Source organism: Nereida sp. NH-UV-3 (assembly GCF_042939535.1).
Lineage (GTDB): Bacteria > Pseudomonadota > Alphaproteobacteria > Rhodobacterales > Rhodobacteraceae > Nereida > Nereida ignava.
The window spans coordinates 989478-1016080 of record NZ_CP132157.1 but is presented as its reverse complement, the minus strand read 5'-3'; the positions used below and the strand labels follow the sequence as shown (position 1 = coordinate 1016080).

General features: G+C 50.2%; 30 protein-coding genes and 1 pseudogene. 17 read left to right on the top strand and 14 right to left on the bottom strand.

Going from position 1 to position 26603, the window contains the following annotated elements:
- The first annotated feature begins 27 nt into the window (after window positions 1–27).
- Window positions 28–663, top strand: coding sequence for a peroxiredoxin (locus NeNHUV3_RS05045; RefSeq protein ID WP_391482890.1), 636 nt, complete (start codon window positions 28–30; stop codon window positions 661–663).
- A gap of 305 nt (window positions 664–968) precedes the next feature.
- On the opposite strand, the gene rpsU is transcribed toward NeNHUV3_RS05045, so the two are convergent.
- Both rpsU and NeNHUV3_RS05035 read right to left on the bottom strand, forming a co-directional pair.
- On the bottom strand, window positions 969–1175 hold the full coding sequence (rpsU, locus tag NeNHUV3_RS05040) for a 30S ribosomal protein S21 (protein WP_048600059.1): 207 nt from the start codon (window positions 1173–1175) through the stop codon (window positions 969–971).
- 287 nt (window positions 1176–1462) lie between these two features.
- Window positions 1463–1720, bottom strand: coding sequence for a hypothetical protein (locus NeNHUV3_RS05035; protein ID WP_391482888.1), 258 nt, complete (start codon window positions 1718–1720; stop codon window positions 1463–1465).
- 126 nt (window positions 1721–1846) lie between these two features.
- Between NeNHUV3_RS05035 and NeNHUV3_RS05030 the strand changes: the two are divergent.
- Window positions 1847–2248 (top strand): annotated as a pseudogene (locus NeNHUV3_RS05030) (VOC family protein).
- Between the two features lie 49 nt (window positions 2249–2297).
- Here NeNHUV3_RS05030 and NeNHUV3_RS05025 read toward each other — a convergent pair.
- Window positions 2298–2618 (bottom strand): hypothetical protein, encoded by a 321-nt coding sequence (locus NeNHUV3_RS05025; RefSeq protein ID WP_391482887.1) that lies wholly within the window; start codon window positions 2616–2618, stop codon window positions 2298–2300.
- A 257-nt stretch (window positions 2619–2875) separates the two neighbouring features.
- Between NeNHUV3_RS05025 and NeNHUV3_RS05020 the strand changes: the two genes are divergently transcribed.
- From NeNHUV3_RS05020 to arsJ, 6 genes are all read left to right on the top strand, one after another.
- Complete coding sequence (locus tag NeNHUV3_RS05020; protein ID WP_391482885.1) at window positions 2876–3415, top strand: GNAT family N-acetyltransferase; 540 nt, start codon at window positions 2876–2878, stop codon at window positions 3413–3415.
- Between the two features lie 707 nt (window positions 3416–4122).
- On the top strand, window positions 4123–4275 hold the full coding sequence (locus NeNHUV3_RS05015; RefSeq protein WP_391482883.1) for a hypothetical protein: 153 nt from the start codon (window positions 4123–4125) through the stop codon (window positions 4273–4275).
- An 84-nt stretch (window positions 4276–4359) separates the two neighbouring features.
- Complete coding sequence (locus NeNHUV3_RS05010; RefSeq protein ID WP_391482881.1) at window positions 4360–6165, top strand: hypothetical protein; 1806 nt, start codon at window positions 4360–4362, stop codon at window positions 6163–6165.
- A gap of 226 nt (window positions 6166–6391) precedes the next feature.
- Window positions 6392–7240: a helix-turn-helix domain-containing protein gene (locus tag NeNHUV3_RS05005; protein WP_391482879.1), complete on the top strand. Its 849-nt coding sequence runs from the start codon at window positions 6392–6394 to the stop codon at window positions 7238–7240.
- Window positions 7237–8235, top strand: coding sequence for an ArsJ-associated glyceraldehyde-3-phosphate dehydrogenase (locus NeNHUV3_RS05000; RefSeq protein WP_391482877.1), 999 nt, complete (start codon window positions 7237–7239; stop codon window positions 8233–8235). Before NeNHUV3_RS05005 ends, NeNHUV3_RS05000 begins: the two co-directional genes overlap by 4 nt.
- Complete coding sequence (gene arsJ, locus NeNHUV3_RS04995) at window positions 8235–9494, top strand: organoarsenical effux MFS transporter ArsJ (protein WP_391482875.1); 1260 nt, start codon at window positions 8235–8237, stop codon at window positions 9492–9494. The genes NeNHUV3_RS05000 and arsJ overlap by 1 nt, the downstream gene beginning before the upstream one ends.
- Before the next feature lie 227 nt (window positions 9495–9721).
- Here the strand turns inward: arsJ and NeNHUV3_RS04990 are convergent, their stop codons facing one another.
- Window positions 9722–10078 (bottom strand): hypothetical protein, encoded by a 357-nt coding sequence (locus tag NeNHUV3_RS04990; protein ID WP_391482874.1) that lies wholly within the window; start codon window positions 10076–10078, stop codon window positions 9722–9724.
- Window positions 10079–10201: 123 nt separating this feature from the next.
- Complete coding sequence (locus tag NeNHUV3_RS04985) at window positions 10202–10528, bottom strand: DUF6626 family protein (protein WP_391482872.1); 327 nt, start codon at window positions 10526–10528, stop codon at window positions 10202–10204.
- A gap of 148 nt (window positions 10529–10676) precedes the next feature.
- Between NeNHUV3_RS04985 and NeNHUV3_RS04980 the strand changes: the two genes are divergently transcribed.
- The 4 genes from NeNHUV3_RS04980 (at window position 10677) to NeNHUV3_RS04965 (ending at window position 12874) form a co-directional block, all read left to right on the top strand.
- On the top strand, window positions 10677–11318 hold the full coding sequence (locus NeNHUV3_RS04980; RefSeq protein WP_391482871.1) for a hypothetical protein: 642 nt from the start codon (window positions 10677–10679) through the stop codon (window positions 11316–11318).
- A gap of 436 nt (window positions 11319–11754) precedes the next feature.
- Window positions 11755–12213, top strand: coding sequence for a hypothetical protein (locus NeNHUV3_RS04975; RefSeq protein ID WP_391482868.1), 459 nt, complete (start codon window positions 11755–11757; stop codon window positions 12211–12213).
- Window positions 12206–12532, top strand: a complete 327-nt coding sequence (locus NeNHUV3_RS04970; protein ID WP_391482866.1) for a DUF3768 domain-containing protein — start codon at window positions 12206–12208, stop codon at window positions 12530–12532. Before NeNHUV3_RS04975 ends, NeNHUV3_RS04970 begins: the two co-directional genes overlap by 8 nt.
- 54 nt (window positions 12533–12586) lie before the next feature.
- Complete coding sequence (locus NeNHUV3_RS04965) at window positions 12587–12874, top strand: hypothetical protein (protein ID WP_391482865.1); 288 nt, start codon at window positions 12587–12589, stop codon at window positions 12872–12874.
- A 254-nt stretch (window positions 12875–13128) separates the two neighbouring features.
- Here the strand turns inward: NeNHUV3_RS04965 and NeNHUV3_RS04960 are convergent, their stop codons facing one another.
- Window positions 13129–13908, bottom strand: a complete 780-nt coding sequence (locus tag NeNHUV3_RS04960) for a hypothetical protein (RefSeq protein ID WP_391482863.1) — start codon at window positions 13906–13908, stop codon at window positions 13129–13131.
- 182 nt (window positions 13909–14090) lie between these two features.
- On the opposite strand from NeNHUV3_RS04960, the gene NeNHUV3_RS04955 reads away from it, so the two are divergent.
- The 3 genes from NeNHUV3_RS04955 to NeNHUV3_RS04945 all read left to right on the top strand — a co-directional run bounded on the left by NeNHUV3_RS04955 (window position 14091) and on the right by NeNHUV3_RS04945 (window position 16350).
- Window positions 14091–14906 (top strand): hypothetical protein, encoded by an 816-nt coding sequence (locus NeNHUV3_RS04955; RefSeq protein ID WP_391482862.1) that lies wholly within the window; start codon window positions 14091–14093, stop codon window positions 14904–14906.
- Window positions 14907–14983: 77 nt separating this feature from the next.
- Window positions 14984–15622 carry an AAA family ATPase gene (locus tag NeNHUV3_RS04950; RefSeq protein WP_391482860.1) on the top strand — a complete coding sequence of 213 codons (639 nt, stop codon included), beginning with the start codon at window positions 14984–14986 and terminating at the stop codon, window positions 15620–15622.
- Window positions 15622–16350, top strand: coding sequence for a hypothetical protein (locus NeNHUV3_RS04945; protein WP_391482859.1), 729 nt, complete (start codon window positions 15622–15624; stop codon window positions 16348–16350). Before NeNHUV3_RS04950 ends, NeNHUV3_RS04945 begins: the two co-directional genes overlap by 1 nt.
- A gap of 750 nt (window positions 16351–17100) precedes the next feature.
- On the opposite strand, the gene NeNHUV3_RS04940 is transcribed toward NeNHUV3_RS04945, so the two are convergent.
- The gene (locus NeNHUV3_RS04940; RefSeq protein ID WP_391482858.1) at window positions 17101–17541 is read right to left on the bottom strand and encodes a BLUF domain-containing protein; all 441 of its coding nucleotides are present in this window, start codon (window positions 17539–17541) and stop codon (window positions 17101–17103) included.
- A 375-nt stretch (window positions 17542–17916) separates the two neighbouring features.
- Between NeNHUV3_RS04940 and NeNHUV3_RS04935 the strand changes: the two genes are divergently transcribed.
- Window positions 17917–18483, top strand: a complete 567-nt coding sequence (locus tag NeNHUV3_RS04935; RefSeq protein ID WP_391482856.1) for a tyrosine-type recombinase/integrase — start codon at window positions 17917–17919, stop codon at window positions 18481–18483.
- A gap of 242 nt (window positions 18484–18725) precedes the next feature.
- Here the strand turns inward: NeNHUV3_RS04935 and NeNHUV3_RS04930 are convergent, their stop codons facing one another.
- The 6 genes from NeNHUV3_RS04930 to NeNHUV3_RS04905 form a co-directional block, all read right to left on the bottom strand.
- The gene (locus NeNHUV3_RS04930) at window positions 18726–20393 is read right to left on the bottom strand and encodes an acyl-CoA synthetase (protein WP_391482855.1); all 1668 of its coding nucleotides are present in this window, start codon (window positions 20391–20393) and stop codon (window positions 18726–18728) included.
- Window positions 20394–20396: 3 nt separating this feature from the next.
- The gene (locus NeNHUV3_RS04925) at window positions 20397–21197 is read right to left on the bottom strand and encodes an enoyl-CoA hydratase (RefSeq protein WP_391482854.1); all 801 of its coding nucleotides are present in this window, start codon (window positions 21195–21197) and stop codon (window positions 20397–20399) included.
- Window positions 21198–21217: 20 nt separating this feature from the next.
- Window positions 21218–21667 (bottom strand): OsmC family protein, encoded by a 450-nt coding sequence (locus tag NeNHUV3_RS04920; protein WP_391482852.1) that lies wholly within the window; start codon window positions 21665–21667, stop codon window positions 21218–21220.
- A gap of 27 nt (window positions 21668–21694) precedes the next feature.
- The gene (locus NeNHUV3_RS04915; protein WP_391482850.1) at window positions 21695–22837 is read right to left on the bottom strand and encodes a glycine cleavage T C-terminal barrel domain-containing protein; all 1143 of its coding nucleotides are present in this window, start codon (window positions 22835–22837) and stop codon (window positions 21695–21697) included.
- A 162-nt stretch (window positions 22838–22999) separates the two neighbouring features.
- Window positions 23000–23491: an Lrp/AsnC family transcriptional regulator gene (locus tag NeNHUV3_RS04910; protein ID WP_391482849.1), complete on the bottom strand. Its 492-nt coding sequence runs from the start codon at window positions 23489–23491 to the stop codon at window positions 23000–23002.
- Window positions 23492–23783: 292 nt separating this feature from the next.
- On the bottom strand, window positions 23784–24680 hold the full coding sequence (locus NeNHUV3_RS04905; protein ID WP_391482848.1) for a LysR family transcriptional regulator: 897 nt from the start codon (window positions 24678–24680) through the stop codon (window positions 23784–23786).
- A gap of 117 nt (window positions 24681–24797) precedes the next feature.
- Here NeNHUV3_RS04905 and NeNHUV3_RS04900 point away from each other — a divergent pair, with 117 nt between their 5' ends.
- Window positions 24798–25244 (top strand): cupin domain-containing protein, encoded by a 447-nt coding sequence (locus tag NeNHUV3_RS04900; RefSeq protein ID WP_391482847.1) that lies wholly within the window; start codon window positions 24798–24800, stop codon window positions 25242–25244.
- 112 nt (window positions 25245–25356) lie between these two features.
- On the opposite strand, the gene NeNHUV3_RS04895 is transcribed toward NeNHUV3_RS04900, so the two are convergent.
- Window positions 25357–26586, bottom strand: a complete 1230-nt coding sequence (locus tag NeNHUV3_RS04895) for a tyrosine-type recombinase/integrase (RefSeq protein ID WP_391482846.1) — start codon at window positions 26584–26586, stop codon at window positions 25357–25359.
- Window positions 26587–26603 lie beyond the last annotated feature (17 nt).

The following is a 26603-nucleotide window of genomic DNA, read 5'->3' as shown; positions in this document are numbered from 1 at the left end:
GATTGCAGACATTAAACGGAGACAAACATGCCCCTACTTCTTGGAGACACAGTTCCAAATTTCACCGCTGAAACCACGAACGGCCCCATATCGTTTCATGATTGGATCGGGGACGAATGGGCGTTCTTTTTCAGCCACCCCGCGGATTTCACACCCGTTTGTACAACGGAAATGGGCCGGACTGCACAGTTGGCTGAAAACTTTGCCCAACGCGGTGTGAAGCCAATTGGCCTAAGTACTGATCATGTTTCAGAGCACCTTAAGTGGATTGAAGACGTGAACGATACTCAAAGCACAACGTTGCGTTTTCCGATTGTTGCGGACCCAAACTGTGAAGTTGCGAAGCTATATGAGATGATCCACCCAGGTGAGTCGCAAACAGCTGCGGTCCGCTCTGTCTTCATCATCGACCCTAACAAAAAGCTGCGTCTCACAATGACGTACCCTATGAGCGTCGGTCGTAACTTCGATGAAATTCTACGTGTGATTGATGCGTTGCAAACTGGCGATGCCAATGGTGTTGCGACACCAGCTGATTGGCGTCCGGGTGATCTTGCGATCATTCCGCCTTCGGTTTCAAATTCCGAGGCCACGGAGAAGTTCCCGCAAGGATTTGATGAAATCCGCCCATATTTGCGCACCGTCGATATCAGCAGCAATTAAAATGCTACCTCGAAAGGGCGCGTTTGATTGATGCAAGCGTTGCCCTTTCGCAGGTCCTCCAGAGCAGGCTCTGTCTGGTTGTATCGGACGTCAGGTTAGTGCCAAAAGCTCTGTAAAATTGGGTTTTTTGGGTAGGCGCTATGGTGATTTCAGAACGCAAGACCGACCTTAAATGCCCCAACCTGAGATCAACTTATCCAGCGATTTGCATTTCGCTTTTCCCGAGACATCCACGCAATAAAAAACAGCGTCCTCTACCAAAGAGGACGCTGATCAAATTCGTACAGTAGCTGGTTTGCAGTAACTTACAGCATACCTTCGCGCTGCGCTTTTTTGCGTGCAAGCTTGCGTTGGCGGCTAATCGCCTCTTTTTGCTCACGTGCTTTTTTCACTGATGGCTTCTCGAAATGCTGCTTTAGCTTCATTTCACGAAACACACCTTCGCGCTGCAATTTTTTCTTGAGCGCGCGTAGAGCTTGATCGACGTTGTTGTCGCGTACACTGACTTCCATTTGATCTCTGCCGTATTTGGAAAAATTAATTGAAGGTCACATCGCAGTAAATCGAGGAGAAATCAAACGGAATCTACCCCAGATAACGAGACTCTCTTGTTTTCAGGCGATTGAGTGCGCATATCCGTGAATATTGGGTGGCACTACGTGTGAAAACCACCGCATACTTCTTTGTCACAAATTTATTCCTAATCGCGTGACGGTGGCAGCTAATCCGATTGCTTTACTCGGCCACCAAGGGATTGGTAGAACCGAAGTAAGTAGCCATCTGGGTCAACGACGATGAATTAGCGGTTCCCAACTTCATGCTGCTCACAGCGGTACCATTTTTCTTCTGGAGTGAGGAACGGTGGGACACCTGCGACTTCTAAGGCGGCTATAAGTGGAATTATGTTTGGCACCTCAATCTGAGCGTTTAAACCCCGCCCAAACGGGTAAACAGACGGCAAACGCCCGCCATCGAAAGTATGGCTAAGCCCTATGTGATCAAGCATCAATTCCGCACAGCTAAAGCCGTTTTTGTTTGTCGTAAAATGGGTGGACATTTCTTGGCCAACGCAATGTGCCAGCTGTTCCTCGACAACTACAATTTTGAGCCCAGTGTGAACAATGCTGCGTAGAGCAAGAACGTCTGCTATCGTCTTACCAATAGATACCTTTTGGAGCAGCCGATGAAAATCTACGTGACAAGCGTCTTTGTGGATGACCAGGACAGGGCCGAGAACTTCTACTGTGGCATTCCAGGTTTCAAGGTGAAGAACAGCGTTCCTATGGGGGAACATCGTTGGCTGACGGTTGTATCACCTGAGCAACCTGACGGGCCTGAGGTGTTGCTAGAGCCCAGCACCCACCCCGCGGTTCAGCCATACTAAAACGCATTAGTCGCAGAGGGTATTCCTGCCCACTCGTTTAAGGTTAAAGACCTCGAAGCAGAGTGCGCAAGGCTACGCGGGCTCAGGGTGTCGTTTGTCCAAGAGCCAGTGGATGCCGGATCTGTCCGCGTTGCAGTAATTGATGACACCTGCGGAAACTTGATTCAGCTTATTGAGATGAAGGACGAGCCGAACAGCTAATTTTGCGGAGTAGGCATTCGTGTTGCAGTAGCAAACTGTCACATGAAGTTCAGGGCCTCTGTCGCATGCCGCATGCCTGTATCTTCTCGTAATCGATGGTGGTCACAAACTGCGCCCCAAAGAAGGGGATCAAGTAACGCTCGATACACACGATGTAATCAGCAAACACCTTGCGCCCTAAACCCGCATCCAGCTGCTTACGCATATCCGCAATGGCCAGCTTAGCAACATCAGAGAACTTCTTGGTCACAATGGGTAGGTCGTTCTTGTGGCGGAACTTGTACTCAAGGAACGTCTCGCGGGCATACTCCTTGGCCTCAGCCAAATCGCGCTTGCCAGTACTGATGCGGATTGTGTGCCCATCAATCACAAACGCTGCCAGCGCTTGCTGCGCTCACGCCGATACACGCGCACCTCGCCGTCTAGTATCAGATGCGTATCCTCACGCAGCTGCCGCATGTCCTGCTCCTCACAGCAACACTACGGCAGGGCGCACCAACAAGTCTATGGAAGTGTGTGTATGGGAATGCACGCCTACACGCTTGAGCGGTTCGATCTCACAGAAACTGGTGTTTTTGGGTGAATTGTATGTATTGATGTTCAAAGCTTTGCCACGAAAGACAGCTTATGAATTTTACAAAACTTGATATTTCTAGGTCTGCAGAAATTACAGAGCTTTTTGAGAACACGTTCTCCGCATCAGAGGGTGCGGAGGAAGGGCAAGCAATAGGTGATTTAACCCGTCGAATTATGGCAAAGACGGCTCCAGAGGATTTGTATGTATTTGGAGCAACTTCGGGGGCCGATATTGCTGGAAGCATTATGTTCACACGGCTGACATATCCAAACTCTGATCAAGCAGTATTTGTTATGGCTCCTGTTGCTGTTGCATCTAAAGTCCAAGGGCAAGGCATTGGACAGAAGTTAATTGCGTTTGGACTTACCGAGCTGAGAGCGGCTTCAGTGGATGTGGTCGTGACGTATGGAGACCCCGGCTATTACACCAAGTCTGGATTTAACGTCATAGCCGAAGATCAGATTGCAGCACCGTATAAGCTACAATTTCCCGAAGGGTGGTTGGCTCAAAGCTTAAACGGTAAGCCCTTGCCTAATTTAGCAGAGCCTTGCCGTTGCGTGGATGCATTTGCCGACCCACAATTTTGGTGAGCACGGCTTGTGTGTTCCAAGCTATGTTCGCTCAAAACTCCGCCAACACAGTGCTCGCAGCACAGCACTAGCCAACACTGTGTTCAACACCGTGATTCAGCGCCTAAAATAGTCAGCAACACGGCAAAAAGTGTGTTTATGGTGTGTTTTTGAAAAACACAACTTAAGCGTGCATGGCGCTCGTCTAAGTCATTGATATTGCTTGTAAAATGGTGCCCGGGGGCGGAATCGAACCACCGACACGAGGATTTTCAATGGTGGGGGCGTAAATTAAATACTTATAATCAATGACTTGCGCGGCGATATTGTTGGTGTGCGTACAAGTGTGTTTTTGATGTCATTTCGAGGGTAGGGTGGAGAAGCCGTGTTGGACAGAGTATTCGGCGGCACTGGTGGTTGCAAGCAAGATAGCGATGACTTTCAGCACGTGTTTAGGGTAGATTGGAGCATATCTAGTTCAAATTCCCAACAGTTGATCGTTAATGCAATGCCAGAGGGCTAATTCTGAGAACATGTCCGGCCCTTGTCCGCGCCCCATCTAGACGGGCAGACACGGACACCCCCCTAAAGGGGTGTCCAGTTGTCCGGTGGGGTGACACTATAACAAAACCGATTCAGAAATATCACATAAAATACATAGGACAGTTACGAAGCTGATTCATTTCCGGCGGAAAAAAAACGTACTTTTTTCAAACGGATATATACTCATGAAAAATCGTACAATGTTCGCACTTTGGCTCACCACGTCACTTGGCGCTGTTACAGCATTGCCTGCATATTCTGCTGGGCATGGGGCAAAGGTTATTGGTGAAACAACAGCTTTGATTGCTGAGGCTGGGTTGCCTACTCAACAGCTTTAGGATGGTCAAAGCGCAAACACTAACTTCCCGTATGCCAACTTCAAAGCACTTGCGACAATAGGCGAAGTCGACGGCAATACTGACATGGCACTTACAGGCTACCCTGATGGCCAAGCTGCGTGGCTCGCTGATAATGACACCGTTCGTGTTGCATATCAGTCTGAGTCATATGCAACTATGGGCAGCGCCCCAAAGCCAGAAACCTACCCGTGGAAAATGAAGAATGGCGTTTCGTTTACTGGCTCCCATATCCACACTATTGATTTTGATCGTGCACTATTTGCCGACTTTATGAATAACGATAAAGCAGCTGCATCAATGGTCGAAGGATCAGGCAAGCTGTTCGACACTGTCTATAACGGTTTTGGTGAACTTGTTACCTCGCCATCGTTTGACCCCAATAATCTCTCAGGCAAATGGGGGAACCAAACACGTCCTGACGGCACCCTAGTGCAATTTAGCCCAGACTTCCGCCTCAGCGAAGCCGATTACTTTTTCCAAAGTTTTTGCGGCGCTTGGTACGAACAAGCAAACAAGTACGGAAACGGCATCGGGTTTGCTGATGATGTTTGGCTCGCAGCTGAGGAGTGGGATATTGGACGTATGTTCCCCGCAGGTTCAGCAGACTCTGCTGCAACTTTGGGTCTAGCCAGCGTCGTGGTCGATATAGCCAGTGGCGTAGCCTATACTGCACCAGCACTTGGTCAAACTGGCTATGAAAAGATGATGCCAATCAACTCAGGTCATGAAGACTATGTGGTTGTTGTGACTTCAGGCTACAATCATGGTCAGGAGCCAAGTCCGCTTAAAGTCTATGTAGGCATGAAAGATCGTAACGCTGATGGTACAAAAATAGACTATTCAAGCGCAAATGAGCGCGACAAGTTTCTTGCCCGCAATGGACTCCTGTTTGGCAAGCTATACGGCATGGCAGTTACTAACGAAACTGCCGCACAGCTAGTGTCCGAACCAAATCCAGCATCTAAAATGATTGATGACTACATCACTGATGCAAGTGCACCATCATCATTTAAAGCAACTTATGTTCCAACTTCATACCAGTGGGGTGGCTGGGATAAACCGGTAGCTGTCAAAGACACAGAGATGATGCTTTGGGAAAAAGAAGATGAACAACCCCAAGGTCATATCTATTTTAATGGTGATAGCAAAGTAGAGCATGTTGCAGGCGATCCTTCTGGTGCACCGCGCTACTTCGCTAACATGACAAACAAAGGTGGATTGTTTGCTATCGATTTCGGCAAATTTGACTTCGACGGAGAAACACTCCCAGAAAGCCTGCCAGCAAATGTAACCCGTACCGTAGCGGCTGTTGATGGCGCCTTGACACTCAAAATTGGTGATGAAGGCAAAACAGTAAATGGCGACGCCTCAATCCACATGGAAAAAGGCGTAGCGCAGATGGTCGCTCCAGACGGTCTGTACTGGGCTAAAACATCAAATGGTGAGTATCTCATCGTTGATGAAGACTCCGGCAATGACTTTGGTGAGCGTAAATATGCGCTTACAATTGATGCCGACATGAATGTGACCGATGCCCACCTTTTAGGACTTGCAGGCGGCAAGTACAGTGCACGCTATGAGGCAGGTGTATCTGCTCTCGGGGGAGCATTCACTAAAGCCGGTACAAGTGAGTTCTCTGGTTCGTGGCCTGTAACATCTCTGATTGCCCGTAAAGCGGATGGTAGCTTCTATTCAGTGGACGAGCTTAAAGGTTCTGCACGCCAAGACATTCGCGGCACAATGCCTATACAAGATCAGACCTACATTGGCGTTGTTCAAGCGCGCTCAGAAAGCTCAGGGGCTGTTCAGGCAAACGGTAGCGACGCAGGTGGACAAATCTTTATGTTCACGATGAACCTCACCGACTAATGCCTTCATCATATAGAACCAAAGGCGCTCGATTTTTTCGGGCGCCTTTATTACATGTATTTTCAGACATAATCATTTACTCATGCTCGAAGTAAGTGCCCCGCGCCTAAAGAATTCCCACAACAATCGCGACCTGCGTTCAGATGGTCCATACACTAGAACCCCTTAGACCTGTGTTACAAATATTTCACTTACCTCGCCCCACTACTTCATATATTCGTGAATTATGGAATCATATATCACTAATCGTCTCTCGACACTCGGCCACCCCCAACGGCTAGCCTTATTTCGGCTGCTTATGCGCCGCTATCCGGACCGTGTCCCCGCAACGGAACTTGCACGAGCCTTGGCGCTAAAGCCAAACACTCTCTCGACCTATGTAAACGCTCTTATGCATGCCGGTTTGGTTACTCAAGAAAGGGCTGGTACGTCTCTACGATACGCGATCGACATGGATACTGCGCATCAGACTATTGATTACCTCATGCATGATTGCTGTCGGGGACGGCCTGAAATCTGTGCTCCAGATGTCTATTCAAACCATCGCCGAGAAAGCCTTGTGGGCAGCGCACAGTACACTGTGCTGTTCATCTGCTCGGGCAATTCCACTCGCTCGATCTTTGCTGAAGCTATCCTCAACGATTTAGCTGGGAACCGGTTTGTTGCACATTCGGCTGGAACAAAACCGCGCTCAGAGCTTAACCCCGTCGCACTCGAAGTTTTGGAGCAAATGGGGCACGATGTTTCAGTTCTGCGCTCCAAGAACGTTGCTGAATTTCAAGGAGCAGACGCGCCACGCTTCGATTTCGTTTTTACCGTTTGTAATGAAGCTGCAAACGAAGAGTGCTCTTTATGGTCAGGGCAACCGGTTAGCGCACATTGGGGACTATCAAATCCAATTCAGACTGACGGCTCTGCCGCAGAGACAAGTCTCGCATTTCGTCAAATGTATGATGGGCTTCATAATCGAATAGCCGCATTCACCGCACTACCGTTCCAATCACTCGATCGGCTATCTTTGCAGAAGTCTTTGGATGAGATTGGCCAATTTCCTAAAAAAGGCGAACAACAATGACCACATATGCAATCAATGGCCTTGGGCGCATCGGCAAGCTCGCGCTAAAACCCCTGCTGGCGCGTGGAGCGAAAGTTGCTTGGATCAACGATGCCGTGGGCACATCAGAGATGCACGCTCATTTGTTTGAATTCGATACGGTTCATGGGCGATGGTGCGCTCAGTTTTCTCATGACGCAGAAAGCGTGACGATTGATGGCACTCGTCTACCCTTTGTTGGCACTGCGGCCATCACAGGCCTACCGCTTGATGGAGTAGATGTGGTAATCGACTGTACAGGAGTGTTCAAAACTGAAGAACAACTTGCGCCATATTTTGATGCAGGTGTTAAGAAAGTTGTAGTTTCCGCACCCGTAAAGGATGGCGATGCAGCTAATATCGTTTATGGCGTTAACGATCATATTTACGATGCAGAACGCCACCGTATCGTAACCGCGGCGAGTTGTACCACCAACTGTCTAGCGCCCGTTGTTAAGGTCATTCACGAGAACTTGCGGATCAAGCACGGCTCAATCACTACGATTCATGACGTGACCAACACCCAAACTATCGTAGATCGGCCCGCTAAAGACCTGCGGCGCGCACGTTCTGCCCTGAACTCGCTAGTGCCTACCACCACAGGTAGCGCCACCGCAATTACACTGATTTATCCCGAACTCGCAGGCCGTCTGAACGGTCATGCGGTACGCGTACCTTTGCTCAACGCCTCCCTAACAGATTGCGTCTTTGAGGTGGAGCGCAGCACAACGGTGGACGAAGTGAACGCACTATTTAAGGCTGCATCAGAGGAGGAATTGAAAGGCATTCTTGGATATGAGGAACGTCCGTTGGTCTCGACTGATTATACCAATGATGAACGCTCGAGTATCGTGGATGCGCCTTCCACTATGGTTATCAATGGCACGCAGGTAAAAATCTATGCGTGGTACGACAATGAGATGGGTTACGCACATCGGCTAGTTGACGTTGCGCTGATGGTGGGGCGCAGTTTGTGATGGGCACTTCGACACGGTCAGAGGGTCTGTCAGCCTATATCGCCGTCACGGCTGCTTATTGGGCATTTATGCTATCCGATGGCGCTTTACGTATGCTCGTGCTGCTTCATTTTCATACGCTTGGGTTTTCACCAGTACAGCTTGCATATCTGTTTGTGCTTTATGAACTGGCGGGCATGGCAACTAACTTGGCCGCTGGATGGATTGCTGCGCGGTTTGGACTGACATCTACGCTTTATGCAGGTCTGAGCATTCAGATATTGGCCCTGTTAGCCCTCACGCAACTCGATCCGACATGGGCGATTGGCGTATCGGTATCGTTTGTTATGTTGGTTCAGGGTGCAAGTGGCGTAGCAAAAGATCTGGCTAAAATGTCTTCAAAATCGGCTGTTAAAATTCTTGCACCCCAAAATGATGATGGCTTGTTTCGGTGGGTTGCTCTGCTGACAGGGTCCAAAAATGCGGTCAAAGGTCTGGGCTTTCTGATGGGCACCGCATTGCTCGCGACCTTCGGCTTCACAACCGCCGTGCTTGGTATGGCAGCGGTCCTCGTGATCGTATTAGTGATGGTTTTGGTAGTTATGCCTTCTGGCCTTCCAGAGGGACGCAAAGATGCAAAGCTCTCTGAAGTTTTTTCAAAATCGTCCAATGTAAACTGGCTAGCGTTGTCTCGTGTATTCTTGTTTGGTGCACGGGATGTGTGGTTCGTGGTCGGTATACCTATTTATTTTTATGCGGTTCTTTCTGATGGCAGTGTGGCTGGTAACCGATCGGCGTTTTTTATGATCGGTACATTCATGGCGCTTTGGATTATCATTTATGGTGCGATCCAAGCCGCCGCACCACGCTTGTTGCGCTCCAAGGCGCGCACACAGGCACAGTTGATAACTGTCGCAAAACAATGGGCTTGGGCGCTCGCCGCTGTACCAGCCGTATTGACCGTAGCTGCAAGCATAGCACCCGAACCACAACCTTGGTTAACGCTTACGCTGGTTGCAGGTTTGTTGGTGTTTGGCGGACTGTTCGCCATTAATTCCGCGCTGCATTCATACCTCATCCTTGCATTTACAAAGGCAGAGCGGGTCACGATGGATATCGGGTTTTATTATATGGCGAATGCAGGCGGAAGACTTGCGGGAACAGTTTTGTCGGGCCTTACCTATCAAGTGGGAGGTTTGATGCTCATGCTGGCAGTCGCAACCGCGATGGTTACCGCGTCCGGAATAGCTTCCAGCCGCTTATCAACATCTCAGGTCTAGCTTGAAATTAGCGGTGATTTTCACTGGCAGTAGCTGACCATATTTAAGCTATGCCTGCCAACACAAATCGCAACGAGTGAATCAAACACACTTCTTTTCCCCAAAGCCGTGCATTTGTGCGCTTAAATCCCGTGTAATCCACCAACCCGCGTTAACACTCACACATAGTGATCCCGCCAATCTCACCGCCTTAGGCCCGCGTACACAGCGCATTAGATACCACTGCACTACAAGCCTCCTACAGTCCCCTGCGTTCCCTGTGGCTTAAGCTTGTCGTAGTCTGCTTGTGATGTTGCTGTACTGGTAGCCTGCGGCATGCCTGACGCAGACTGCTGCGGCTCTGGGGTAGGGGGCTTAGGCGCACTTGGCTTTGGCACAGCTGCAATAGCCTTACCCATACGTGACTTTGGCTGCTTCTTTGCTTTGACGTCGCCACCCTTTAGCCGTGTGTCCAACTTGTTAGCTAGAAAGCTTGCGGTATTGGCAAAGGTCTTAATGTCATCAACTGCCTGCTTAAGACTGCCCGTGCCAGAGCCTTTCTCAATCACATCGATTAATCTGCGCAGTTCATCGCGGTCATCCATGCCCAGCACCCACCTGTACAAAATGAGGTGATGCAAAATCACCAGCCAACTTCTGTAAGTACTTCCCGCCAAAAAACCGCAGCGCAGATTTTTGGGGCTGCAGAACCCATTTCAGATAAAAGCTCACGCGCCCATCCTCTCAGGCTCGCGCCACACCGCTTCTGCTTGGCGCGCTATGGCCTGATCGCAGAGGGCCTTTAGGCCAACTAACCTAGCGGCCCACTGCTTGTGCTGTTCAACCTCCGAGCCATTCAGCCGCGCCGCATAATGCCCCAGCTTGTTGGAGCAGATCGCCAGTGTCTCCACACTTGGCTCAATGCGGTTGTAGCGCAACACACGGATGTAGCCCTCACTGCGCCCAAGCCTGCTGCGGCAAAACTCGGGTGTGTTCTGGACAATCCCAGTGTGTATTAATTCGTCTCGTAAGTGCTCTAGTAGTCTTATGCTCATGTGCTGCCTCCAGTTGGATATGTGCAGCTGTATTTATCTCGTTGAACGGATATCCCTGCAGCCACTGAGCCCGCCCGTAAACACATAGGCATGCATCCGTTTCTGTCTGCTTTTGACGCCTCGTAGATAAATACACGAGGAGACAAACATGACGTATCACCAGCGCAAACACGAACGACAGGAGCTAAACGCATATCTTCTAAGCCAAGAGTGGAACGTGTTCGGCACGCTCAAGTTTGTAAACGGCAGAACTATTGGCAGACACAGCGCCAACAAACTGCTGCGCAGCTATTGGAATAAAGTGGATCGTACATTCTTTGGTAAAGCAGTTGAGCGTCAAAACATGCGGGTACCACGGTGGTGCTTTGCGCATGAAGGGTCAGACCACGAGAACTACCACATACACTTTGCACTGCTGGCACCACTCAAAGACACCGAACATATGTGCTGCATACTCAACGCTGTATGGGCGCAGCATCATGCTCAAACAGCGCCATTGGCAAAGAACTGGATCATGCCAGCACAAGACCGGGGAGCCATAGTAAACTATGTCACGCATGAGTATTGGCGCTTGGGCAGTAGTACGATCGCTGATGAACTAAGCTGGAGTACACAGCACTTGAGCACGTTTACACACGAGACCTTGAGCGAGCACTATGCTGAACAAAAGGCACATCGAATTCAAAGGGCGGCCAGCCCACTCTGGCTAAAGCAGGCACAACAGGCATTACACACACAACAGGCAGCATATGAGGCAAGCGGTGATTTGCAGATGATGGAGCGCGGCTAAGCCCCTCAAATCAACAGCATCTGTAGACAATTTAAACACTGTGATGTCGTAGGTTCAAAACCTTGGCACATCCTTGTTCACGAGCTGTTGTTCGAACTAACATCGTAAGACGAAGATCACACAGCAAGGATGTTTAAACGAACACAAAACAGCAACAAAGGCTCAAACGAACTTGATCAAACAGACAGAGACATAAGAGCTAAACACAGCGTCAGCGGAGCAAACCGTTAGACGCTTTTTTTATGGGCGTAGGGCGGTTGCAGTACGCTGCTTTAATGTCACCCTGTGAAGATACATGTGACTACTAGTACACCTAAGTCAGACCCCTCTAAATCTCATATTATCACATATAATCAGTTACTTGACTATCTTTTTGGTCGTCCGTCGTGTCATTTGAACATACGCTTTAGCTGTAACCAAACAGGGAGAAGCGGATATGACACATCTAGCAAAGCTCACATTCAAGACAGTTGATCGCAGTGCAAAACGCGATCCCATCATAGCACGACGTGATAAACTGGTCGCAGGGCTCAAAGAGCAAAAGCTGGTTCACGCGGCAGCGCTTAAAAAGGAAGATCACCGCGTTGAGCGACACAAGTGGATGATCAACGACATGGGAGAGCGTGTGATGGTCAAAACCCACCGCCGCATTCGCCCATGGTTCTTTGAGCAAGACGGTGGGTGGTATGTGCAGTGCAGATACGGAGCACGTGTGATTGCAGCTGATGGCACCAACAATGCTGTACTGGTCAAATCTCTAGAAGACGTAGCAGCTGTGCTAGATGCCTTGCTCAATGCAGCAGCGGCAGGGGAGCTAGACACAGCCATCACCAAGGTGGCCGAACGCCAACCACGCCTAAAGCCAGGGGCTGCCAAAGCTGCGGCAAATGCCTGATGCCATCACAGCTAAAATAGCTGCACTTAATGATCACGCACGGCGCTCATTCACAGGCTGTCGTGTTGTGATCACCCAAGGGGTGCAGGCATTAGATGACGTACCATCAGTGCTGGACCAAGTGCGCAGGTACAGCGCTTTCACGCCTGACAATGACCCCTATGGAGAACACGACTTTGGCTCGTTCCTTCATGGCGACATGACTATCTTTTGGAAGATCGATACCTATGACGTGGACCTACAGATGCAATCGCCAGACCCCACTGATCCAGCTGTCACCGCACGTGTACTTACGATCATGTTGGCAGACGAGTATTGATTTTGCACAAAAGTATCAGAATGACAGTTGCTGCATTCTGACTAAACTAATTCTATGTCCGACTCATCCTCACACCAGTTGCTATGGCAAGCAGTATTGTTTCAAGTTCTTCGGGACATCCGTGACGCGAACCGCAGTCATGAAGGACATAAAGATTTTGTCACTGCAGCACGGTGGGTTGGGAATTATCCATCCCGCGAGTTTAATGAAGTGTGTATGTGTGCAGGCCTGGAGCCTGACTTTGTGCACCCAAGATTTGTAAAGATCATCCAAGAGGCTGAGGCCAAAAGCGCTGCACGTAAAACCACAAAGAAAGCGCCTGTGGCAGTGGCTGCAGAATAGCCTGTATTAGATGGCGCAAGCCAGTTGGACGCATGTCAACACAAACACAGCAATTCTGCCCTGCAAAAAGTCAGCATTGACAGTCACGAGACAACATAGTTCAGAGCAAACACGCTGTTTTGACATGCAGTGTTAACACTGCACTTTAAAACACAGTGTTTGGCAGAAATAGCAAACACTGCATTTCCAAACACAGTGTTTGGTGTATTATATATTAAAAACAGATACATAGAATTTTTGGCGAGTTCTAATTTTTACCTATTTGCGGCTTTAGGGAACTCACCATACCCGACATTCTCGATGTATCGAGCCGCAATGCGTAGATAACGATTAGCTTGATTGGCAATGCTAACACGCACGCGCTTATTGTGAGCTTGAGCGTCCAGCGCTCGTCGTGTGCGTGTTTCTCCAAACTTGGACGTAGTTATTAGGTTGGCCTTGTAGCCAGCTATTATTCCTAACTCATAGGCCGATGCTTTGGGATGACCGGTGCGCAAATCCCAGATCGCGAGGATACGATGCAAAGTATGTGCTGATACATTCGCATACACAGGGTATCTTGCGGTTGAGCTGGTCAGGCTCTTCTTTTTTGGCACTATAGCGTGGGCTTGTAAGTGAAGAGCCTTTATCTCTTCGTGTATTTGGCTGAATGGCCTACTGGGGTCAATTTGATACCAGATACTACCTTCTTGATTGCAGGGTGCTTTATATTTTTGAGCTGAGCTTTGTTCAGCAAATAGACCTTGATGGCATCGCCACCATGTTAAGAAGTCACTTTCAAAAATGTTGCCAAAATCTTTGTAAAGCTTTGCTGATCGACCTGTGCCTTGGTTTGCACAGGTGTCTGCATATCTAGGGTTTCGCTTTAAAAAGGCCCACCACCAATAGTAAATTGATGATTTATACGTAGGAGCATCACGATAGGGCAGATTGCGCGGCACACGGAACCTCGAGCCGGCTGTCTGCTTTACGTCTGGCGGTGCAGTCAAAAATATCAGTGGCTGCTTTTTGCCCTTGGTGGTACCCGCAACCACGACTCCATCTCCATCATGATGAATATGGAGTCAAAACCTAGGGCACTTCTTCGATTAAACGAGTCTCAGCATGACATTAAAGTGCTGTGGCCCTCTGCTTCCTTAGAACGCTGTTCATAGGGATTGGGGCTTTTACTCAACGCTGTGCAGATGGCTGCAAGCTATAATCGAAAGGAAGAACCATGTCTGTTCAATCTCAAATCAAAACCGATATCCATAAACGTTTAGAGGCAATGCATACTGCGCGTGTCACGTGGGAAGAAGGTACACTGCGCGCATCAAACGATGAGCTCTATGCAATCCTCGAAGGTGTGTACGCCATGTATGCAGAGCTCAAAGCAGAAGTAGGCAAGCGCCGCGCTTTTGCGGCTTTACTGACGGACCTAGAGTTCAAATCACAAGCAAATACCAGTTTGGCGCTCAAAGTGATCCGCTATGTGTTTGCAGGCCAAGGACGCCGTGAAGATGCCTATGCCCGCGTGGTTGCAATTGCGCATGACATGAAGGGGCCAGACCAAAGCTTTACCAGCTATGTGCAAGAATGTGGCGGCTTAGAAGAAGTGCGCCGGGTGCCAACTGCCACTAAGAAGACAACCATGTCCAAAGAAGACTACCGCAAGCTTGCGCTCGAAGGCCTTCAAGAAGTGCAAGTGGGCGTGTCTACGTTTGAGCTGCCCAGCTTTATTCAAGCCAATACAGATTATGAAGAAGATTATGCAGTGGCTCTAGTCCGCTGTCATGACGACGGTACGGGGACTGTGGTCTATGGCTGCAATGAAGCAGGCATCATCGATGCTGTGCTGGTCTCATCAGGCAAAGACCTTGATCAGCGCACACAAGAAAGCCTCGCAAAGCTGGATGCAGGTGATCTGGCAACCAAACGTGCCCGTGATGTGCGTGAGTTTGCCTCCAAAATGATCCGCATGGGCAGCAAAACCACAGTATCTGCCAGCAGTGATGTTCATTCGATGAAGCCAGCAGCGCATACCTACGGCTAACTCTTGTCAGTTCGCCAAGTGGGGCAGCATGCACGCTGCCCCATCTTCCCCCTCATTTTCTATAGATGGAGGCATCAATGTCATTTGACCTCAAACACCTACCGCACAGTTTTGCTGATCTTGTAATTGCCGATCCGCTGAACGCAGCAGTCATTCAACAGTACTGCACACAACCGCCATCAAAGCCGCTGTTGCTGGCAGGACCACCCGGGGCAGGCAAAACCGAAGCTGCGCGTGTGATTGCCCAAAGCTATTTTGCAAATAACAACATTCAGCACATTAATTGGGAGCACAATGGAGCGACGCTAGGCAAATCGTACAACGATGTAATCATGTCTGAGATCAATCATCAGATGTTTGGCAATCCAGACAAAGCCCTGATCTTAATCAACGAGATTGATACGTTTGATCTGCGTACTGTGCAGCCTGTGTTCCGAGACTTCATGGACAGCAAACGTCACTTAATTCGCTTTGTCGCAACAACCAATCATAAGGCCAAAATTATGGGTGCGCTGCTTAGTCGGTTCCGCATGATAGATCTTACTCCGCCAAGCAACCTCGATTGGGTTGATCGGACTAAAGTCATTCTGGAGGCCGAAGGGCTGACACCAACGCGCAATGACGTTGTGCAGATGCTGCAGAGCTTCAAAGGGAGTGCCCGTGATCTGATCGATCTTATTGAAGAGACGGTAATCGCAAGTAAGGCGGTGGTGTGATGAACGTTATAAACATAACCGTGCCAAATGCTGTTCATCTTACTGAAGAAGAAGTCACACTGTTCGATTTGTTGCATACTTGTGGTCTAAGTCTTGTGATCGAAAATGCCTATGATATCGATCCAATCTTGTTTTATTTGCAATATGGACAGGCTGCAGAGCATGGCTCGAAATATGATTTAAGCTATTCATATTTTGCAGTTCTGGAACGTAGTTTTTGGTCTGCTGCGAGATGGAATTTAGCGCCTGGTGACGCACATAGCTTCATGTGGATCTATCGACACTTATCTTATGAACTTATAACAAAACTGCTTCGCGCTAAACTTAACGGTGGGTATCGCGAACTTGAATATCTCCCTTCAACCTACAAAGCAGATCACCCTAGCTTTGTCGCAAATGAAGCCAAATGGGCAAAATATTGTACGCTGCTTGCAATTGAAGGCTTCCCAATAAAGCTAGGTTACCGACTTGATCGCGCCATTGATTGGTTTTCCAGTTACGAGAGCCTTGAAGCACGGTTTGAGGATCATCCTGTGATTTTAAAAATGCGTCAAAGTTTACTTCGAGCAGGTAATCGTGGGCATCATGACTTCTGCGCAATTTTTGGTCGTAAGGCTCTGCAATTGCGACCTCATACAGCTGGAGTACGCAAATATATGACTACTCGTGGGTTCGATCGATTAGCAATGATGCGGCAGTACACATACGACAGTAAAAAAGGTGACTGAGACTGGAATATAACATCAATAAGCAAATCCGTGCATTTGCTGGTTCTCTGGTTCTCTGGTTCTCTGGTTCTTAAGGGCATCCAGTTTTGTACGGTTTTTTGCTGTCGTTGATAAATATACGTGAAGACTAAAATGGTTGTGCTGTCTTTATGATCGGCAACAGGCTCTATGCATCGTAAGATGCCCCAAGAAGATCCGAACACAGGTCACGCTGTGGCGGAGGATGTTAGGGATGCCGCGCAGTAGCCGAGCTGCATGTTCAACCGTCGCTGTGTCATCCAGCGTCTGCAAAGAGAGATGGCAGGAGTGGGAGACAAGGCTCGTAAGAGTACCCCACAGCCCGTATCCATGGTCAGTCATAGCTTTGGATGCATTGGGTGTGTTGCCGAAAAGGTGGCGCGTAAAGCTGACAGGGTAACCCCAGCTACCTGTAACAAGGTTGCGCTTATGACAGGCGAGAGCAACTCGGATGAGGTCTCGTCATGCCAAGGCTGCGGATAGCCTTGGTATGACTACACAATCTGGATGAGACCCCATTCATATATGATCATAGTGCTTAAGCTGTTTGATCTACTCAAATGTGAAACAAAAGACTGAAGGTGTTTGTGAATGAGCGAGAGCGATTGAACAAACAACGAAAGTCAGCTCGGCGAAGCTGAGCTTGGACAGCTAGAAACACATAATACACGATAGGGTTGGCAGAGTTCTGATCTTAGAACTTGAGCAAATGCAGTTAACTTATTTTGTCGGTTAGCTCTGCGCAGCTGTTTTACGCATGTAATCAATCATGCATTGTACAAACTCTTCGTCTTGTTTTGCCCAACCTACAAAGACGTCACGCTCTTGCTCAGTTACAAGATGGTATCCCATACCCCACTTGGCAAACAGTCGTTTGTCAGTGGTCTTGTCCGATAGTATTTTGACATTTGTGTGGCGACGATCTCGTTGGATCATACCCAATAGGTCCTCAAGAACGTCGTGCTCTCCTTCGAGCACCTGATAATACTTCAATCTTGTCCTGACCAAGTAGCCAGAGACGTCCATCTCGTCATTATGAGCTAATGCTGTATCGATGATATCTTTGTCTTCAGCGCTTGGAAAATCAGTAGTGGCAGTGCTTTCGTACAATATTGAGCGGATCATCGTAGAGCTGCGCTGCACTAAGTCGTTATGCTTTGGGTCGAGGGTCATACACGCTGCGTAGTTGAAATTGCCGAAAGTTTCAAATTGAGCCTGAGCAGCTACTACTTCGCTGATTGGATTATAACTTGGCACAGCGTGATTTAAATGCCAGGTTCTTGGCTTCGCAGTACTAATGCGCTGCTAAGTTCCGCTGTCTCCATGTTTTGGGAGGGATGTGTTGTAGACAGCGGAGCATAGCAGCAAGGCTTGTACTGAGCGCAATCACACAGCCCAAAACCTCATAGAACATACATAGTATGAGATTATTGCGTAAGTCATTGTAAAACATAGACTTCAGGAAAGACGTCTTTCCGGTAGGAAGACCAATATCTCAGACTTTATGCTCAAAGCTAACAAATGCTTAGGTTTTGAGGAGATAGCGCAATGCGCCAAGCACAGACACTGAACGATGCGCAGTTGCGCCGTGTGATACAGTACTGCCGCAGCAGACGTCATCCGCTGCGTGACGAGACAATCATACTCACAAGCTTCTACGCAGGGTTGAGAGCAAAGGAGATCGCAGCACTCACAGTGGGCAACGTGTTTGATGGGGCAGGCAGCGTACGCACACAGTTCATCCTTACAGCGGAGCAAAGCAAAGGTGGGCACACACGCACGGTGTATCTCAACCAACGCTTACGCAAAGCACTAGTCGAGTACAGCGCATCAATCCGCACAGCCAAGCCGCATCACGCATTGTTCGAGAGCCAAAAGGGTGGGCACTTCTCAGCTAACACTATGTGCCAGCTGTTCCTCGACATCTACAAAGCAGTGGGGCTCAAGGATGCATCAAGCCATTCGGGAAGACGCACGTACATCACACGGCTCGCAAACAAGGGAGTAGGGGTGCGGCTATTGGCAGAGCTGGCAGGGCACAGTCATATTTCCACTACTCAGAGTTATATTGATGTGAACGCTGAGCAGTTAAGTGAGGCAGTAGAGCTGTTGTAAGTGCTTTCGGCTCAGAGCCGACCTTTAGGCATGCTGCCGCGAACGCTGGCTTCGAGCCCAGTTTAAGCGATGCTGCAATCTGCTCATATGTCTTACAGATGAACCAAGCAGCTGCTTAGTGCACGATAGGCCAGCCCCAAACAAAAACTGCGTGGCGGTGAGGGTGTGATTTTGAGGTCTTCCCAACTTGTAAGTACAGAATTTGAGGGCTTGCCCTCCTGACAACTTAAGACAAGTTTCGGCTATCGAGCCTTGAACGTTTTATCTGCAGTTGCTTTCTGTGCGATATCTCTGGCTTGCTCGCGCAAGATAAATTTCTGGATCTTGCCAGTAGACGTCCGTGGGATCGGCATGAATACAAACTGCCCGGGCACCTTGTAGGTTGCCAGCTGCTCTTTGCACCATGCGCGCAAGGTCTCGGCATCCACTGCTGCGCCTCGAGCCAATTCCACAAAGGCACATGGCGTTTCGCCCCATTTCTCATGGGGCATAGCAACCACGGCGGCGATCTCGACTGCGGGGTGACGGTAGAGGGCCTCTTCCACCTCGATAGACGAGATATTTTCGCCGCCTGAAATGATGATGTCTTTGGAACGGTCCTTGAGCTGGATATAGCCGTCTGGATGACGCACGCCCAGATCGCCGGAATGGAACCAGCCACCAGCGAACGCCTCACGCGTGGCTGTCGGATTTTGGAAATAGCCCTTCATTACTACGTTGCCGCGAAACATTACTTCACCCATGGTTTTACCGTCGCGTGGAACCGGCAGCATGGTTTCTGGGTCCAGCACATTAAGGCCTTCAAGCGGAAGATAGCGCACGCCTTGACGGGATTTTAGCTTAGCCTGTTCGGCGGGCGGAAGGTCTGACCAGTCCTGATGCCAGTCATTCACCACAGCAGGGCCGTAAGTTTCTGTCAGCCCATACAAATGCGTCACATCAAAGCCTGCGGCTTTCATATCGGCCAGTAGCTTTTCCGGTGGTGGTGCGGCAGCAGTGAAGAATTGTACCACATGGCCGAGATTGCGCTTCTCGTCCTCAGGGGCCGAAATGATCAGGGACATGACAATGGGCGCGCCGCATAGGTGGGTGACACCTTCATTTGCCAGAGCGCTCCAAATTGGTTCTGCCCGCACCTGACGCAGACAGACATGGGTCCCGATTATCGCCGAAAGGGTCCACGGGAAGCACCAACCGTTGCAATGAAACATCGGCAGCGTCCAGAGGTAGACCGCGTGCTTGGCCATCGATGTCGTCAGCGCATTGCCCTGCGCCAACAAATAGGCACCGCGATGGTGCGAAACGACCCCTTTTGGATCGCCTGTTGTACCCGAAGTGTAGTTGATCGAAATGGCGTCCCATTCGTCCAGCGGCATCAGCCAGTCAAAGTCGGAATCACCCGTCGACAAGAAGGCCTCATAATCCTGCGCATCAGTCGCAGTTGCAGGCGCCGTGAATTCGGCATCGTCGTATTGGATCACAAGCGGTTTCACCGTTGCCAGCGCTAGCGCGTCTTGCATCAAGGGCATGAATTCGCGGTCGACGATGACGATTTTGGACATCGCATGGTCTAGTTGAAACGCGATCACCGATGCATCGAGGCGGGTGTTTACAGAGTGTAAAACACCGCCGCACATGGGCACCCCGTAATGGCATTCCAACATCGCAGGCGTATTGGCCAGCAAGGCTGATACTGTATCACCGCGCCCGACGCCTTCTCGTGCCAAAGCGGAAGCCAGCTGACGCGATCGTGCGTAGAATGCACCATAACTGCGCCGCAATACGCCATGCACGATCGCTGTGTGATCAGGAAAAACCGAGGCCGCCCGTTCCAGAAATGTCAGCGGCGTCAGTGGCTGGTGGTTTGCAGGATTGCGGTCAAGATTGGTGTTGTAGGGGTTTGTCGTCATGGTTCAGGCGTCTTGCCATTCGGGCGCGCGCTTCTCAATAAAGGCACTGATGCCTTCACGCGCGTCTTGCGCCAGCATGTTATCGACCATCACACTGGAGGCATAGTCGTAGGCGTCATGCAATGTCATTTCGCGCTGTGTGTAGTAGGCGCGTTTGCCCGTGGCGAGCGTCATGCTGGATTTCGACGCAATCTTGCACGCCATTTCCATCGTGGCCTCTTGTAGCGCTTGGGGGGCTACAACACGGTTCACAAGACCAATCTCTGCGGCCCGCGCTGCGGATGTCATATCGCCTGTCAGCAGCATCTCCATCGCGTGTTTGTCAGCTACATTTCGCGACAGAGCCACCATTGGGGTAGAGCAAAACAGCCCGATATGCACGCCTGGTGTACTGAACTGAGCCGTGTCCGCAGCAATCGCCAGATCACAGCTTGCCACTAACTGGCAACCTGCGGCCGTCGCAATGCCAGTCACTTCGGCGATCACGGGTTTGGGGCAATTCACGATGCCTTGCATCAAGCCCGCGCACATCGCCATGACATTTGCAAAATACGCCCTCCCACCATCCTCGTGCCTGCGCCCAGCTGTCATCTCCTTGAGGTCATGACCCGCGCAAAATGCCGGGCCATTAGCTGCCAAGACAACGATCCTCACCTGTGGATCAGCTCCTGCATCGGCAAACGCAGCCCCTAATGCTGCAAGCATCGCTTCGGACAAGGCATTGCGGCGCGCAACATCGTTCAAGGTTAGGCGCAATATGCCGTTTTTGCCCAGATTGGTGAGCAGGATGTTAGATGTGGTCACGGGACTATTCCTCTTGGATGCTAAAGAATGTTGATCTTGACACTGTCGGCCAAGGTGTTTGCAATAAAGCAATAGCGGTGAGCCCGGTCTTGCATCTGTGCGAGCTGATCGTCACCCACCGAAAAGCCAGTGTCGAAACGCACTACAGGATGCAGGTCAATCCGCGTCACCGACATCTGGCCTTTGGGGTTTTTACCCAAATGCGCTTCGGCGTAATCGTGATAGCTGGCCACGGGCCAGCCCGCTTTTGCCGCAAGCGCCAGAAAGGTCATCATATGACAACTAGACAAGGCCGAGGCGAGCGCTTGCTCAGGGTTCGTGTTGTCCGGATTTCCGCCCCAATCAGGGGCAGAATCCACAGGCAAGCCGTAGTGGTCGTTGTATTGCACCGTGTGCTCGTTTGAATAAGCATCCGTTTGCAACACGGGACTGGCGCGCTGCCAATGCAGCTCGATCGCAAGGTCTGACATGTATGTCTTCTTTCGTGCTGGAGGGCGTTAAGCTGCCACGATTTGCTTTTTCGGGTCATAGAACGGGCGCTCGCAAATAGTCGCGCTGACGGGTCCAGACTTTGTGATGACCTCGACCTGCGCACCGATGTTGGCGTGTTCTGCCGCCACCATAGCCAGCGCGATGTTCTGTCCCAAACGTGGGGAATAGACCGCAGATGTTACCTTACCGATTGGGGCGCCGTCAGAACTGATTTCCCAGAACGTCGTGTTCGGGCCGGTCAGCGGATCACCGTCGATGATCAGGCCGATTTGCTTACGACTGACGCCTTCTTCCTTGATACGGCGCAAAGCCGCTTTGCCGATGAAATCAGCCTCCATGTCCAGATTGACTAGCCGATCAAAGCCCAGCTCGAACGGGTTGGTGCTCATGTCGGCGTCAGCATGGTAGGACAGCATCCCGCCTTCAATGCGGCGAATAGAGGATGTGTGCCCGGGCTTGAGGCCAAACTCTAGACCCGCAGCCATGATGGTCTCCCATAACAAATCACCCTTAGAACCGTCACGCAAATAAATTTCATATCCCAGCTCACTGGACCAACCCGTGCGGGACACGATTAGTGGGATGCCGTTCAACTCGACCTCGCGCAGCCAATAATAGCGCATGTCCATGATATCGTCGCCAAAGAGAACACGCATGATTTCGCCAGACTTGGGCCCCTGCAATTGCAAAGGTGACACATCAGGCTCGCCAATCGTGACATCAAGGCCCGAATGTATCGCAACGCCCTGCGCCCAAAGCAAGATGTCGCTGTCGGCCAGTGAAATCCAGAAGTGGTTTTCGGCAAGCCGCAGCAAAATAGGGTCGTTGAGAATGCCCCCATTTGCGTTAGTGATTAGGATGTATTTGCACTGGCCCACGGCCATCTTCGAAAGGTCACGGCAAGTCAGCATCTGGGTGAATTTTGCTGCGTCTGGCCCAGTAATCTCGACTTGACGTTCAACTGCCACATCACAGAGGATCGCCTCATTAACGAGGTTCCAGAAGTTTTGCTCAGGATCACCGAAGTCACGTGGGATATACATATGGTTATAGACTGAAAATCCTTTGGCACCCCAACGCACAGTGGCGTCAAAATAGGGTGACTTCCGGATCTGTGTACCAAAACCAAAATCATCTTTTTGCATCATGACATTCTCCCGCTATTGTCGGTGATCTCAATGATCAACGACCACCATTTTCAATTTAAGAATGTAGTATTGAAGTCAGGCGAATGTGGTCTGAAGTTTTACGATTTTCGGACCATACCGGCATATTTTTTGTCGATAGCAGGACTGTTTAGGCTGAATTGGCTATTTTGAATTTGCTTTTGCCAATTTTGAAACGTTGGGCAAACTTGATTTCACCTGTCGAGTTGCAAAGTGTGTCATATAACGGTCAATTCCAATATCTTCAGCATGGAAGTCTTCCATTAAGTCTTGAAATGTAGCGAGGCTGGGACTGATGACTTTCATGATATAATCAACGCCACCGCCAGTAGCTATACAATCTATGATTTCATCCCGACTGCTGATAAACGCCTCAAATCGTTCAAAATCTGCTTTTCGATGACGGCTCAAAGAAACTGTGACGATTACCTGAGCGAAGTCGGCTAACCGACCTAATTCAATATCTGCATGATAGCCGCGAATATATCCACCAGCTTTCAGTCTTCCTAGCCGTGCCCAGCATGGTGTCGCAGAAAGGCCACTAACCTCAGCAAGCTTGGCTTTGCTCAATTGCCCATGCTGCTGCAGCGCGCTGAGGATACGAATGTCCGCGGCATCAAGGAAAAGTCTCTTCATTAAGTCAGATCTTTCATGTTTTTAGGACGCCTAACCGTTGGATGATATCAAGCTATGCTACTCCTCACCATAACACTACGGCAGAGCTGGCAGGGCATAGTCATATAAGCACCACCAAGATGTATATTGATGTGAACGCTGAGCAGCTGAGTCAAGCGGTGGAGCTATTGTAGGCGCTTTTTGCCTGTTGCGGACTTTGGTGCCTGTTGAAGCTAACGGCGACAAGAAGCACACTCTGACTAAAGCTGCATAACCGACGAATGGCTGCTTCGAGGCATTCTTAACTATCAATTTAGCCAGTTTCGGTATCCAAAAATTCCTCCTGCAGCCAGTTTTCAAACACCAAAACCACAGATCGTTTTGAACGTTTGGACCTCGGCCGCATGAGGTAATGTGCGCTTGGCGTTGGAACGTCTGTTCCAATAATCGAAACGCGCGCCGCCGTGGCATTTGCCATCTCAACCAGACGCTTGAGAACAACCGCATACCCGCCGCCATTCGCAACTAGTTCAATCGCCGCTGTCATTGTATCAACATAGAGTTCGTCTGCGCTCGTCGGTAACGCCAGATCATGGGCCGCCAAATACCTCACCCAGTCCGCTTCCTGCCCTAAAATGCGGATAAACGGGCCGTTCAACAATTGTTTAGGATCAAGCGTTGCATTACCCAAATGCACAGGCCCAATAGGGACCATCACATCATCTGACAAGCGTTCAGACGCAGCATCCGTCCAGTCGCCCCTACCCACACGCAGTTCCACATCGACGTGATCAAACCCAGTTGTGTCCGTCCAGATGTTAGACACGAGACGGATATCGATGTCAGGGTGGACCAATTTGAATTTGGGCAGCCGCGGAGCCAGCCAAAGAGCGGAGGTAGAGATCGGCGCTTTGACGGTGATTGTCTCGTTGCGGGTTGCCCCAAAAAGGCTGGCGGTGGCAGCGTCGATATCCGCTAAAGCTTGCCTGATTGTCGAAACATAAGCCTGCCCGATATCACTCAAAGAGAGGTGACGCGCCTTGCGATGAAACAGACGGCTCCCCAATTGCTCCTCCAGTGTTCGAACATGAAGGCTTACGGCAGTTTGGGTTAGCCCCAACTCGGCTGCGGCTGCAGTGAAGTTCAGATGACGAGAGGCCGCTTCGAACGTGCGCAGCCATGTCAGGTTGATCTGTTTTTCAAACATCATCTACCACCAAAATATTTTGCCTATAATTTATGTTTTTAGTCGCTTTTACTTTTCATGCAAGTCGTAGAAAGCTCAGCCCACAAAGATACTGTTTGGTCAGGAAATCACCCCATGCCTATGTCTCAGCTCGACACCTTCGCACTCGAACAAAATCCTGTTCCCGTAGCCGCAAATGACAATCCAATTGGCTTTGTTGCGGCGTTGGATGATCAGCCTATTGAAGGAGGATTTGATCCGGTCTTTGGCGATGTGACGTGGCAAACACTGATTTCTGGTGACAAGACGCAGTCGAACGGTTTGGTTTTGGGTGTCGCAACCTTCGCAGCAGGCGGCGTTTTGCACCTGCATCGCCATACACCACCCGAATTTTACTTTGGCCTTACAGGGTCGGGTACAGTCATGCTGGATGGGCAAGCCGTCGAAATCGTACCCGGGTCGGCCATTTTCATACCAGCCAACGCGGAACACGGCGTGACTGCCGGACCGACAGGTTTGACCATGGCTTACGGGTTTGGCGAGGATGCCTTTTCACAGATCGAATATAGATTTTCAGCGGCTCAATAATTATTAGCGGACTTTCATAAGCTCTTTATCAAAGTCTGCTTCGTCTGCAGTGCAAACCTCCGCCCAGACCGCCACGAATGACAGCTCTCCGCCCACAGTTCATAAACCCTGGCTACCCTGTCCCCTCAAACTCCTCTCTGCTCAGCTCATACCGCTTGCCGGTGAGCATGTCCTTCTTAAGGCGTGGCGTGAGATGACTGTAATGCCGCTCAATCATGCCTATGCTTGTGCCCATCTGTACGGCGAGTGCGTGTATATCCATGCCGTCGTTGAGTAGGGCGAATGTCGCATAGGTGTGACGTAGACTGTAGAGAGTGCGGTTCTGCCCTGTACGTGGACAGGTAATAAGCCCTGCGTCTGTGACGAACTTGCGGAATGTCTGGTGTATGTTCTTGCTAACGGTTCCATCAGGCAGCCTGAACACAGGCAGATCAATGCGCTGCTTGAGTAGGTCCTCAAAGGGAATGTGGCGTATGTCTTCAGACCGCTCATGTATGCGCTTGAGATAGTTCAGCGTGCCACTGCGACAGATGATGTCTCTGCGCCCAGTCTTTCCTGTCACGCTCATCTCTAGGTACTGCTGACCACCGTCCTCAAACAGGGTCACATGCTTCCACATGAGGTTCAGGGCCTCTGTGCCGTGCCGCATGCCTGTATTGGCTAGGATCAGCACATAGTCCCGCATGAGGTGGCGCATGTCTGTGGGCTTGCCCGCTTTGCCAGCCTCAATCCAGCTGGGCAGCTTACGAATAAGCGTACGGTATTCCTCGCGGGTAAAATCAGGACGCCGCTCACTCTTCTCCCCACGGTTCACCATTAAAGGCACACTCTTGTGGGCAATAAAGCCACGGGCCACGGCTTCATCAAACACACGGTTCATAGCTGAGTTATGCGTGTTGAGCGTAGAAGCCTTTGGCTCACGGCCCATCTTCTCGCGCCGCCACTCGTAGAATGCCTGTATCTTTTCGTAATCAATGGTGGTCACAAACTGCGCCCCAAAGAACGGGATGAGGTAGCGCTCAATACACACGATGTAATCAGCAAACACCTTGCGCCCTAAACCCGCATCCAGCTGCTTGCGCATATCCGCAATGGCCAGCTTGGCTACATCAGAAAACTTCTTGGTCACAACGGGCAGGTCGTTCTTGTGGCGGAACTTGTACTCAAGAAAAGTCTCGCGGGCATACTCCTTGGCCTCGGCCAAATCGCGTTTGCCAGTGCTGATGCGGATCGTGTGCCCATCAATCACAAAGGCTGCCTGCCAGCGCTTGCTGCGCTCACGCCGATACACACGCACCTCGCCGTCTAGTATCAGATGTGTATCATCACGCAGCTGCCGCATGTCCTGCTCCTCACAGC

Coding starts and splice junctions, on each gene's coding strand:
- NeNHUV3_RS04895 (WP_391482846.1), bottom strand. CDS start 26,586: ATGCGGCAGCTGCGTGATGATACACATCTGATACTAGACGGCGAGGTG.
- NeNHUV3_RS04905 (WP_391482848.1), bottom strand. CDS start 24,680: ATGATGTTTGAAAAACAGATCAACCTGACATGGCTGCGCACGTTCGAA.
- NeNHUV3_RS04970 (WP_391482866.1), top strand. CDS start 12,206: ATGCCTGATGCCATCACAGCTAAAATAGCTGCACTTAATGATCACGCA.
- NeNHUV3_RS04945 (WP_391482859.1), top strand. CDS start 15,622: ATGAACGTTATAAACATAACCGTGCCAAATGCTGTTCATCTTACTGAA.
- NeNHUV3_RS05035 (WP_391482888.1), bottom strand. CDS start 1,720: ATGTCCACCCATTTTACGACAAACAAAAACGGCTTTAGCTGTGCGGAA.
- NeNHUV3_RS04910 (WP_391482849.1), bottom strand. CDS start 23,491: ATGAAGAGACTTTTCCTTGATGCCGCGGACATTCGTATCCTCAGCGCG.
- NeNHUV3_RS04990 (WP_391482874.1), bottom strand. CDS start 10,078: ATGGATGACCGCGATGAACTGCGCAGATTAATCGATGTGATTGAGAAA.
- NeNHUV3_RS04965 (WP_391482865.1), top strand. CDS start 12,587: ATGTCCGACTCATCCTCACACCAGTTGCTATGGCAAGCAGTATTGTTT.
- NeNHUV3_RS05005 (WP_391482879.1), top strand. CDS start 6,392: ATGGAATCATATATCACTAATCGTCTCTCGACACTCGGCCACCCCCAA.
- NeNHUV3_RS04955 (WP_391482862.1), top strand. CDS start 14,091: ATGTCTGTTCAATCTCAAATCAAAACCGATATCCATAAACGTTTAGAG.
- NeNHUV3_RS04920 (WP_391482852.1), bottom strand. CDS start 21,667: ATGTCAGACCTTGCGATCGAGCTGCATTGGCAGCGCGCCAGTCCCGTG.
- NeNHUV3_RS05015 (WP_391482883.1), top strand. CDS start 4,123: ATGAAAAATCGTACAATGTTCGCACTTTGGCTCACCACGTCACTTGGC.
- NeNHUV3_RS05045 (WP_391482890.1), top strand. CDS start 28: ATGCCCCTACTTCTTGGAGACACAGTTCCAAATTTCACCGCTGAAACC.
- NeNHUV3_RS05010 (WP_391482881.1), top strand. CDS start 4,360: ATGGCACTTACAGGCTACCCTGATGGCCAAGCTGCGTGGCTCGCTGAT.
- NeNHUV3_RS04930 (WP_391482855.1), bottom strand. CDS start 20,393: ATGACGACAAACCCCTACAACACCAATCTTGACCGCAATCCTGCAAAC.
- arsJ (WP_391482875.1), top strand. CDS start 8,235: ATGGGCACTTCGACACGGTCAGAGGGTCTGTCAGCCTATATCGCCGTC.
- NeNHUV3_RS04950 (WP_391482860.1), top strand. CDS start 14,984: ATGTCATTTGACCTCAAACACCTACCGCACAGTTTTGCTGATCTTGTA.
- NeNHUV3_RS04900 (WP_391482847.1), top strand. CDS start 24,798: ATGTCTCAGCTCGACACCTTCGCACTCGAACAAAATCCTGTTCCCGTA.
- NeNHUV3_RS04980 (WP_391482871.1), top strand. CDS start 10,677: ATGACGTATCACCAGCGCAAACACGAACGACAGGAGCTAAACGCATAT.
- NeNHUV3_RS04985 (WP_391482872.1), bottom strand. CDS start 10,528: ATGAGCATAAGACTACTAGAGCACTTACGAGACGAATTAATACACACT.
- NeNHUV3_RS04975 (WP_391482868.1), top strand. CDS start 11,755: ATGACACATCTAGCAAAGCTCACATTCAAGACAGTTGATCGCAGTGCA.
- NeNHUV3_RS04940 (WP_391482858.1), bottom strand. CDS start 17,541: ATGACCCTCGACCCAAAGCATAACGACTTAGTGCAGCGCAGCTCTACG.
- rpsU (WP_048600059.1), bottom strand. CDS start 1,175: ATGGAAGTCAGTGTACGCGACAACAACGTCGATCAAGCTCTACGCGCG.
- NeNHUV3_RS05000 (WP_391482877.1), top strand. CDS start 7,237: ATGACCACATATGCAATCAATGGCCTTGGGCGCATCGGCAAGCTCGCG.
- NeNHUV3_RS04915 (WP_391482850.1), bottom strand. CDS start 22,837: ATGATGCAAAAAGATGATTTTGGTTTTGGTACACAGATCCGGAAGTCA.
- NeNHUV3_RS05020 (WP_391482885.1), top strand. CDS start 2,876: ATGAATTTTACAAAACTTGATATTTCTAGGTCTGCAGAAATTACAGAG.
- NeNHUV3_RS04935 (WP_391482856.1), top strand. CDS start 17,917: ATGCGCCAAGCACAGACACTGAACGATGCGCAGTTGCGCCGTGTGATA.